Raw genomic sequence first — 9,469 nt, 5'->3', positions numbered from 1 at the left:
TAGAAGTAGTTTTGTCGGGCATTGCAACACCTTATACGAGATAAGTGTTGCACCTCGCTTTTGAGGCCGCCATGCTAAATGTCGTTTGGTTGATAGCAGATGGTCGCGACCACCGCTAGCCAAAATCCGCAAATCAGTGTAGGACTGTTCTGCACAATGGACAACCTCATTATTCGCTGCATTCGTCGTCCACGTCGTCTTGCTTAACACTAACAGAATTGAGTTCTGCTCTACCCGACGTGCGGCAACTTGAACGGTGATGGTTTGCGGGATCCGCGCTGCAATGCCGGGCGCGGGTCGGGCACGTCAAAGAAGGCGGCCAAATTTCTGTGCCCAAGCGATAGGATCCATCGTGCCTTTCGTCAAATGGCATGGCTCGCAAAGCAACTGGATGTTCCATATGAAATTCGTCCCGCCGTTGGAGAGTGCGACAATATGATCCTTGTGATGCTCCTTCGGAAGCTTCTGACCACAACTTGAACATCTTCCCCGCTGAAGAGCAAACAACGCCCTGAGCTCTTTTGCCGTATAGGAGCCTTCGGTGTGGCGTTTTCGTGCTCGCCGCCTTGCGCACTTCGCGGCCGCCTCGTCGCGTGCACCGCGTGTCATATACACGGTCGGATCTTGGCGTGCGCACCCGCACGATATTGTGCGCCCACTCGCGAGACTGTTACCGCGCGCGATCTTTATCAGCCCACAATCGCAGGTGCAGCGCCAAATCGCCTTGCGACTATGGTCGAATCCCATGTGCTCGTTTGCAACTAATTTTCCAAATCGCCTACCCGATAGGTCTACAAACCGGCGTGCTGCAGCCGCCTCCCGCTCCGCGCAACCGCAGGAAGGCACGCGAGACTGCTTCAGATAAAGGGTTGTCGCCTCCTTTTCGCCGCCGCAGGAACATGCGCATTGCCAACGCATTGAACCAGCAACGGTCGTGCGCGCCACCACGGTTAGCCGCCCGAACGTCTTGCCGACGAAAAAGTGTCGAGACAAGTTGTACGCTCGTCGTATTTCAGCAACGTAGCAACCGCAGGAGACTGTATTACCTGTCGAGAGTTTGATTGCCGCAATTGACTTTACAGCTCCGCAATCGCAGCGACAAACCCATCGAACGCCTTTGAACCCAACACTATAGTCTCTATGCGTCACGAGCAATCGCCCGAAGCGCCGGCCGACGAGGTTATGCACGTTCGCGTGGTCGAGTCTTGGCTTGTTCATAGGGCGTGACTGCCAACGATCAAACGCGACGGATGATACTTATTCCGCGCTCGGTTGATCATTTTTGATCAATTATCCTAATTATTTGAGATATTGCCGGACAAACAATACCATATTTCGTCGAGGCGACCAGTGCATGGAATACCAGATCCTGTTCCCGCATAAGCTGGCGCAGTGACAAATAAATGGGGACGAGTTGTCAGTCGTCGACTCGCTCAATCCGGTAGTCGACGGTTGATGCACAGTCGCGCAACAGATAGATGATCTGTTAGCAGCCGCGCGCGACGCCTTTATAGGTGAGCTTTTCCGGGATCCGAGGCCTGGTTCGGCCGCACATAGGGCGCATCATTCGCCGTGCCGCGCCCAAATGTGCAGTCAGCGTGGGCGTGCTATCGTGCTGCTCGAATCAGTTAGATGTCGGCAGTCGGAATGGATCGTGATCTTTTCTTTATGCGGCGCTCGAGCGCCGTGTTGTTTTTGTTGAGGCATCGTCGCGAATGGTCGGCACGGGTTGAGGCCGCGCAGACCGGCGACGTCGAGCTTGAGACGCAGCAACTCGACTTGATCGACCGCCTGGTCCTCGATGTCCGCGCGGGACGTGTAGGCGCATTCGAATTGGACCATCCAAAGTCCATTAAGGTATTCGTCTCGGATTGACGTCGGTAGCATGCACAGGACGTGAAAGCGGCCACCCGTAGGCGGCCGCGTTGCAGGTGTCAGCGGGGGCAGTGCCGCGAGGGGCTGTTACTTCTGATCGGCCGCTCTTTCCTTTGCGGCCTCCGCAATCCTGGCCCGTACCGCTTCGGGAGCACTCGCGAGGAGCTTTGCAATGTAGTCAGCAGAAGGGGCACTGGCCGCGCCGTCGTACCCGTCGAACAGGCGATAATCGAAGCCGTTCACCTGTTCACTGTCTTCCGGTCTATTCTGCTCTGCCATGATGATCTCCATCTCTGTAGTCAGGATAACAGAATGTAGTCGTGCGCTGTGAGCGCCGAGCTGGCTGTCCTCACCGATCACTCGGCAGCGCCGCACGCAAACACCTTAGACGCGGCGCCGTACCATGCGAGCAGGTCCGCCATTTCGCCAGCCGCGATCGCATCGCCCAGCCCGAGCAGCACGACAGCCATCTCGCGCCGGAACAGCTCGGCGCGCGCCGTAGCCGCGTTCTCGCCGGCGACGAACCCAGCGCCGTAGGCAGACGACCGCACCGCCTTATACGCGCACTCGATCGGGTCCTTGCGGCCGACGCGCGGCGCGTTCAACTTCACTTCCATGTCCATTCCTTTGTCGGATCGCCGAAGCACACAGGGCCCCGGAACAGACCTCATCTTCAAGTAACGACCGTTGACGCACTAGGAACCCCTCTCTACCGCGCTGCCTGATCGCCGCAGGCCGCCCTACGAGTCGATCGCCGCCGTTAACGGCACCACACCGATCCCGAGCTCGGAGGCACCACCCCGTCGCGCATCCAGCTCGCGGAGCCGCGCGATGACGTCCCGTTGAACGCCTCGATCGGCCTTGCCAACCGCCTCAATCACGCAGGTGTACAACTCATCCATTCGCCCCATATTCCAAGCCGCTTCTGCGTGCTTAAGCGCCAGCGTGAGCGTCACGCCGCGCATCTTGTGCGATTGCGCTAGCATCACTGGATTTTTAACTTTTCGCACGCCCGTCGCTGAATCAACGGCCACTGAATAGTCCCGCAGCAGCTGTGCATCGTCCGCCATCGTGTTGAGCTCGCGGAAGAAGTCCAGCGCACGGCGTACGGCTACCCGCTGTTCAGGCGTCGCCGGTGTGATCGGTGTGAAGGGCGGCGCCTGCCCAGCCGGCACCCCCGGATGCGGCACATTCAGAATCACGTCCGCTTCGAGCTGGCGATCCTCCTCGCGCACACGCTTGCACCATTGACTCCAGGTAGCCTTGTTCACGTGTCTGTAGCCGGCGAGTTTCGCCAGACGTTGGCCTTCCTGCTCCCCGTGCTCGAGCACGTACCGACGGATATGGTTCATCGCGTCAAAGCGTTGCGGATCGGCGGGACGTGGCATTTCGAAATCTCAGGACGTTTATAAACCAGTCTAAAGTCACGACGCGCGAGCCTTGCTGGATAAGGCGCGCGGATTTCGAAACACGTTTGATTTGCCGATCCGCCGCCTGTTTGGACGCCGCACTCCGCTTTTCCGTCGCCCGCGCCCCTTCAACGCGATCACCGCACTGCAGTCCACACCCGCACCTCAAGACCTACAGACTTTTTTGCAGACTCGCATACGCCGTCGTCCCGTCCGACAATGGATCTAGTCCATTCCAGTACGCAAACCAGTACGCCAACGCGCGTGCTCGTGATAGGGGGAGATCGCCATGCAAATGACTCACGAAACCGTCGACGCCGACCTCGCCAAGCTGCTCCGCGACAAGCCGCGCGGCACGACAGCCGACCTGACCGACTTTGCCGTCGCTTACTGGAACGGGGAGCGCGTGGTCTACACGTTTTTGCACGAGGACGGGCACGGCGCGCTGGATGATCAATTCGACCTAACCGATTACGCCCTCGAGCTGTGGCACGATGAATTTGTCGCCTGGTTCGCCGCGCCGCGATTCACCGAGCCACGCCCGGAAGTGCTCGAGTGGCTCAAAGCCGCTCCGGCATCATGATCACCACCGTCCGAAGAATGCGGCAGCGTTCGGACTTGAGACTGTCACCCGGGGCTGGCCCCTTCTCGATCTGTCTGCCAAGCCGCCGTCGGAGCCGATCACCAGAGGCCTCACCAAACTCGACCGCGAGCAACGCTACTGACGGTTAGTTGCGTTGCTGGGGTCGGGCATCACCACGTCGAGCAGTTCGCCAGTCGTCGCCGGGTTCGGCGCCGTGATCCTGATTACGTTCACGGTTGCCGATCCCTCCGCTCACCATGCTACCGCGCACTCCAGCGACTCCCGATCCTCCCGGCAGGCGATCGCCAGAAGATGGTTGATATCGTCCGGAAGCGTCAGATTTTCAGCGCCGCCGCCGTCGTTTTCAGCCATTTCCGCGTCGAGCGTTGCCGGAACACCTGTTCTTGCCTCACCGCCTTGCTGGGCGCGCGTTCGCAGGGAGGTTGGCACTTCCGAAAACGCCATGGTTCTCTTAAACAGAACCGCCACCGAATCACAAGTCCCAACCTCGTCGAGCGCCCCCCGAACGGCTTCGTTTGTGGCCCCTGCCAGATCGGCGTCGACCCACACGCTGATAACCTTTTTGCCCCACTTCATGGCCTTCGAAAAGTGAACCATGCCGAGCGCCGTCAGCGCCGCCGCGATCGCGTTGCGCGTTACCTGCTCCCCCCTGGGTAGCGTCGCGTTGATCAGGTTGAACAGCGCACCGGAGTCGACGACGCACGGTGTGACGCCGCGAGCGCCTTGGGCTTGCAGCGACTGGATACGCTCCGCCAGCGTCGGAAGTGGCGCAGGAGCCGCCGGCGCCACATACCGCACGCCAGATTGCATCGCACGGCGCCGTGCCGACCATTCCTCCATGAAGCAGAACGACGTCTGCTCTATCTCGATCGCAGAAGGGCCTGACTTCTTATTAGTCGACCCTACTTCGACCACATCGAGCCCGATCAACTTCAACATGGCTGCGACTTCATCAAGCGGATTCGCTTTCGCCTTGTAAGACTTGCCGACAGCAAAGCGCTTCGGGATGATGCCGTGATAAGCGAACGTGACTCGATTCGCTATCGCGCGCTCGACTATGCCGGCCGCTGCAGCACGATCAATCTGATTGCCTGGCTTGATGACCGTGTCGCCCCACAGAAACGCGTGAAATTGGCGCCGCGCGACGTCGAAATGCATGTCCTCGATCGCCTTTGCACCTTCGCTGGTGTCGGCAAGCCCGTGCACGGCGGCCGAGAAGCCGTCGATTCGTCGCAGGCCGCGCCCATCCTTGTACGCGTCCCAAAGCGGCGCATCGACGACGTTCTCCGCCGCGATCTTGAACACGTCGGCACCGAACAGACCAGCGATCTCGTGCCGCTTCAATGCGGCGTTATCCTCATCCGTCTTGTCGGACGATCGCTCAAGGCGCTCCGCTTCTTCATTGTTCAAATCGCGCGCGGCGAGGATCATCGACTTCTCGCGCATCTCGATCGTTAGCCGAGCTTCTTTCCTGGCAGCAGGGTCGAAACGGTCTTCGGTCTGGTGCGTGCGCACGATAGTGAACTGCGCATCTTCCATCAGCCAAAGCAGCTCGTTAGCAAACTCGATCTTTGCGCCGTTGCGATCCGCCTCAATGCCGGCGAAATACCATGCGATTTGTTCAGCCTTTTCGTGCTTCCATTCGGCAGCCACGCCCTTTTCTTTGGCCGCGATGATGTCACGCGCGTCGGTCGGACCTGGTTCAGTACTGTTCTGGTGAATCGCAACGGTCCATGTCTTGATGTACCGGCAGCGCCTCATCATTTGCAACGCGTCGGCCGCCGAGATCGAGCAGCCGCCGCCGAGGAACATACCGTGATCAAAGTGAAGATCGACCATGTCGTTTCCGTTCTCGTCGCGCAGGACATTGCCGGCAGCGTCCTTGCGCTTGTGCTCGATCGACAAGCCGGAACTGATCGACGGGCTGTGAATCACGCAGTCGTATCCCCGGCTCACCTCATCCGCTCTGGCGAGAAATGTGCGCTGCTCATTCCGGTCTGTCGTGTCGCGCGTAATGAGGATGAACCGCTTATCGCCATGAATCTTCGTCAACGCCTCATACAACTCGTTTGCCTGCTTGCGACTGTCACAGCCAATCCACAGCTTCTCGCCGGCGTCGAGACGACGATTCGCTTCCTCGTAGAACATGTCGACGGTTTTCGATCCGAACCCGTACTTGACCGAAAGCCCTTCATTCTTCTGAGCCATGTCGTAGATTCGAAACTGCTCATTCGGACGGCATTCCTCGATGAATTCGATTACGCGATCGTTGACGCCGGCATCCATGCCGACAACACACGTCACATTGCGGACCAGCTCTTGAAGCGCAGCATAGACGCCTTGGCGTGAACTCTCGCCCTCGTCCTCAAAGCACGCTTTCGACTCCAAGAACGTGAGCACCTGGGCGATCTCGTCGACAAGGAGATACTTGCAGTTCTGCATGATCGCGCGCAACGATGCTTTGTTGATCGACGGCAGGCACACACCGAGCGCCGTCACATCGACCGCGTTTTCTTTCGTGATCGGATGCCTGCCATCCCGATAATGAGTAAGCTCAAGCCTTTTCACCAACTCGCTCACCAGCGTCACGCGGTGCACGATCGCGACGAATCGCGCGTCGCCGCTAACCGTCTCGCTATGTTTCGCGAATTTGGCAAACCCGGCACCGACCCTTTGCGTTTTCCCGCTTCCCATCGGCGCGCGGATCAGGATCACGCCGGTCCAGTCTTCGTCGGCGAACACCGGCAGTTCGGTGCACGGTGTATAAATGTGCCGAGCCTTCGCACCTACCGAGATATCCGCTCGCAGGAGAGCCACGCCGCGACGAACCGAGCACATATATTCCAGCCAGCCGACCATGCTTGACAGCGTTTTTTCATGGATCGGAGCGCCAGCGCACCGGATATTCGCGATGAGATCGTCGGGGTCAATATCAGCAGGCAAATAGCGCACGCGGCGCTTGATGAGCGTCCATGCGTAAGACGCAGCGCTATGGTGCATGCCCTCTTGACCAGGCTCGGAGGGTTCATAGCCGCGCGCTTTACGCAACTCGCGTTCGAGCGTAGTGACGTGCGAGTCCTTTCCAGCTTCCGGCGGCTTCGAAAATGCATGTAGCGCATAGCAATGCTTTTGGAGTGAGACGCTTGGTAGCTCGGTCGCAGGAAGATCGTTAGCCTCAAACACCGGCAGCGCAGCCGCACGAGCTCGATCAATGGTCTCCTGCGCCTCACGTTTAGCCGAGCGCACCTGCCTGAGAACCGCCTCGAAGATCTCGCGTACCGCGCCTGCGCCATCGGCCCGAACCAAATCATCGAAGTCTGTCGGCCCTCTGCACTTTCCGGAGGCGTCGACCTTGCCCAGCGACGCGTCAAACGGCGGATACGCCACCACGCCACCGACCGCAGCCGCTGCAGCGTTAGCCGCTTCAAGGCCGGGGTTCCGGCCGGGCGTTTTCCATTGATCATTGTCGCTGGCGATGATGATCGTGGCATCCAGATACGCGCCGCGCAACGCCTGCGCCACCGGTTCGAGGTTGCCCGCGTCGAACGCGACGCGCACCGCGTGATGGGTCGCGTGCCAAATCTGAAGACCGGTCGCGGCGCCTTCGCAAACTATGATCACGTCGGCGCCGTCAGCCTGCTGAATATCGCCGATGCTGAAGAAGAGGCCGGTTTTTTGCGTGCCTGGAAGATACGTCCGATCGCGGCCGAGAACATTGTCTGCATCGTTGAAGATCGCCTGCATCGAGCGCAAGTTGCCGTCGATGTCCGCCATCGGAACCAACATGACGTCCTCGATGGTCGTCGGCTTACCGGTCGCCGGATTGAACGTGTTGAAGGCGCCGAACATAACGCCGCGCGCGTCGACGATGCCCTTGCGATCAAAGTAGCCGTTCAGCCGCGCGTGCTCTTCGCGAGAGTACAGTGTCGCAGCCGTCAGGCTCCGCCGCGCGTTCTCCGCAGTGCGCACGGCACGCCTACGCTGCTCCGCCTCTTTGGCTTCTTTGTCGCGCTCGCGCTTTTCAAGACGTGCGCGACGCTGGTCGGCAGTTTCCGGCGCGATCTCGCCATTGAAGCGGAACTTGAACGTCTCTCCGGGATACTTCGAGTGGTGGCCGAACGAGCCCGCTGGACGACCGTCCAGGTGCAAGGTGAACCAGGCGTCCTTGACCTTGGGGCCGTCGCCGTCGGCGCGGATCCGCTTGGGCTTACTGGATTCGGTAATGTCCGCCGGGTCGACAATAATGCCGTGAGCCGCGAACGCATCGACGAGCTCGTCAATTACAGCGTTCTCAATAACCAGCATGAGCGCCCCTCAGAGGAGCGGGCGATTTTTTAGAGCAAAGCGCTCTATCTCCGGTTGAGGCCGGATTACTCAGATTGCCATTCAAAACTAAGGTGCCTATAGATGCGCCGTCCTTCCGTCTCGTCACGGTAGGCCGACTAGGTTAAGCACTCTGGATCGTCGGTCCATCATGCCATTCGAAAAATTCTACTGATCTCGCAAACGAACTCAAAGGCGTTTATTTTCTGAATTTTCATGCCACTCCATTGACCGACCAAAACGCTAGCGATTTTTCGTGACAACGCGCCGAGCAGGACTACTCGCGTGCATTTTGTTCTTTGAGTCAGCACGTCATTTGGATATAATCGTTCTTGAACTTGCCGTTCAAAGCTATTGCCTTCAGCCTCCGCTGAGCCAGATACGTAGTCGCCCAATTGGACCCATGCGCTCGTCCCGCACCAATTGGGCGTTTTGGTTTCTGCGGCCGGTTTTTCAGCATCCTTCCCTGATCACCATCTCGCCGACGTCGTCGCGCACGTGACGCACACCTCATCCGCGAGCACCATGACATAGCAGCACGTCGTCTCCGACCACCGACCCCGCCACGCACACGACGGCGCGCCGCAGACGCATTGGCAAGCTAGAAAAGCCCGGGCAATGGCGGGCTCGTCGTTTTGCTACAGCCTGATGACCGCCCGCCGGCGGCCGTGATTTACTTTGTGCTCGCCACGCTACGGCGCACCAGCTCGTAGTCGGGTAGACCCGGATAGCTCATCGAGCAATGCGGCACACGCGGGCCGAGCAACGGCGCACCGTGCACGTGGGTGCCTCCACAGTGTGGGCACCGGACGTAAAAGTACCCGTCCTTTTCGCCGATGACGAACGCTGCCGGAAGTCCGCTGGCCGTTAGCACAGGCGCCGGCTGCGCCGCCCGCTTTTCGTCTGCCATCCTGCGCCGTGCAATGCCCTCCTCGTCGTAATGCCCCTTCGCAGCGGACGCGTGAATAATGAAAGACTTCGCGGCCGCCAGTTTGTCGCGCCACCCTGGGCGCTTTGGGAAATGCCGATCCCACCACGTCGTTGGTGCGACCTGCGCCAACATGAACCGGTTCGGCGTACCGCGCAGCTTGACGACGGCGCCGAGGCGCTTCTGGCGTACGAAAACTGCGTCACCATTGATGCCCAAAACCTCAAAATGCTCGTTGTCTGAGAGCGCGGCGTGTATCGGCTCCGGTTGTCTGGACAAGCTTTTGCAGCTCAGGCGGCCAGCTTCATCAGCCTTTCCTGACGGGCTTCG

At 59.4% G+C, this 9,469-nt stretch carries 8 protein-coding genes; 2 read left to right on the top strand and 6 right to left on the bottom strand.

Annotated elements, in window-relative coordinates:
* Positions 1-306: 306 nt before the first annotated feature.
* Complete coding sequence (locus EVC45_RS48095; RefSeq protein WP_373683126.1) at positions 307-609, bottom strand: HNH endonuclease; 303 nt, start codon at positions 607-609, stop codon at positions 307-309.
* Between the two features lie 1,038 nt (positions 610-1,647).
* Here EVC45_RS48095 and EVC45_RS42420 point away from each other — a divergent pair.
* On the top strand, positions 1,648-1,875 hold the full coding sequence (locus EVC45_RS42420; protein WP_248295488.1) for a hypothetical protein: 228 nt from the start codon (positions 1,648-1,650) through the stop codon (positions 1,873-1,875).
* Positions 1,876-1,962: 87 nt separating this feature from the next.
* Here EVC45_RS42420 and EVC45_RS42415 read toward each other — a convergent pair whose 3' ends face one another.
* The 3 genes from EVC45_RS42415 to EVC45_RS42405 all read right to left on the bottom strand — a co-directional run bounded on the left by EVC45_RS42415 (position 1,963) and on the right by EVC45_RS42405 (position 3,263).
* Complete coding sequence (locus EVC45_RS42415) at positions 1,963-2,154, bottom strand: hypothetical protein (RefSeq protein WP_129964060.1); 192 nt, start codon at positions 2,152-2,154, stop codon at positions 1,963-1,965.
* Between the two features lie 77 nt (positions 2,155-2,231).
* Positions 2,232-2,492 (bottom strand): hypothetical protein, encoded by a 261-nt coding sequence (locus EVC45_RS42410; RefSeq protein ID WP_129964059.1) that lies wholly within the window; start codon positions 2,490-2,492, stop codon positions 2,232-2,234.
* A gap of 123 nt (positions 2,493-2,615) precedes the next feature.
* On the bottom strand, positions 2,616-3,263 hold the full coding sequence (locus EVC45_RS42405) for a hypothetical protein (RefSeq protein WP_129964058.1): 648 nt from the start codon (positions 3,261-3,263) through the stop codon (positions 2,616-2,618).
* Positions 3,264-3,573: 310 nt separating this feature from the next.
* Between EVC45_RS42405 and EVC45_RS42400 the strand changes: the two genes are divergently transcribed.
* On the top strand, positions 3,574-3,867 hold the full coding sequence (locus tag EVC45_RS42400) for a hypothetical protein (protein WP_129964057.1): 294 nt from the start codon (positions 3,574-3,576) through the stop codon (positions 3,865-3,867).
* 252 nt (positions 3,868-4,119) lie between these two features.
* Here the strand turns inward: EVC45_RS42400 and EVC45_RS42395 are convergent, their stop codons facing one another.
* Complete coding sequence (locus tag EVC45_RS42395; protein WP_129964056.1) at positions 4,120-8,193, bottom strand: plasmid replication protein, CyRepA1 family; 4,074 nt, start codon at positions 8,191-8,193, stop codon at positions 4,120-4,122.
* Between the two features lie 691 nt (positions 8,194-8,884).
* Positions 8,885-9,469 (bottom strand): hypothetical protein (locus EVC45_RS42390; RefSeq protein ID WP_211193573.1); only part of this gene is annotated, 585 nt, incomplete at its 5' end.

Origin of the sequence: Paraburkholderia sp. UYCP14C (assembly GCF_004197395.1) — a bacterium.
In the GTDB taxonomy this organism is placed as follows: Bacteria; Pseudomonadota; Gammaproteobacteria; order Burkholderiales; family Burkholderiaceae; genus Paraburkholderia.
Note: the sequence above shows the minus strand (reverse complement) of the source record. Positions and strands in the feature narration are given on the sequence as shown.

What these genes read in the sequence shown, in the direction of transcription:
- EVC45_RS48095 (WP_373683126.1), bottom strand. Translation starts at nt 609, where the DNA reads ATGACACGCGGTGCACGCGACGAGGCGGCCGCGAAGTGCGCAAGGCGG.
- EVC45_RS42420 (WP_248295488.1), top strand. Translation starts at nt 1,648, where the DNA reads ATGGATCGTGATCTTTTCTTTATGCGGCGCTCGAGCGCCGTGTTGTTT.
- EVC45_RS42415 (WP_129964060.1), bottom strand. Translation starts at nt 2,154, where the DNA reads ATGGCAGAGCAGAATAGACCGGAAGACAGTGAACAGGTGAACGGCTTC.
- EVC45_RS42410 (WP_129964059.1), bottom strand. Translation starts at nt 2,492, where the DNA reads ATGGAAGTGAAGTTGAACGCGCCGCGCGTCGGCCGCAAGGACCCGATC.
- EVC45_RS42405 (WP_129964058.1), bottom strand. Translation starts at nt 3,263, where the DNA reads ATGCCACGTCCCGCCGATCCGCAACGCTTTGACGCGATGAACCATATC.
- EVC45_RS42400 (WP_129964057.1), top strand. Translation starts at nt 3,574, where the DNA reads ATGCAAATGACTCACGAAACCGTCGACGCCGACCTCGCCAAGCTGCTC.
- EVC45_RS42395 (WP_129964056.1), bottom strand. Translation starts at nt 8,193, where the DNA reads ATGCTGGTTATTGAGAACGCTGTAATTGACGAGCTCGTCGATGCGTTC.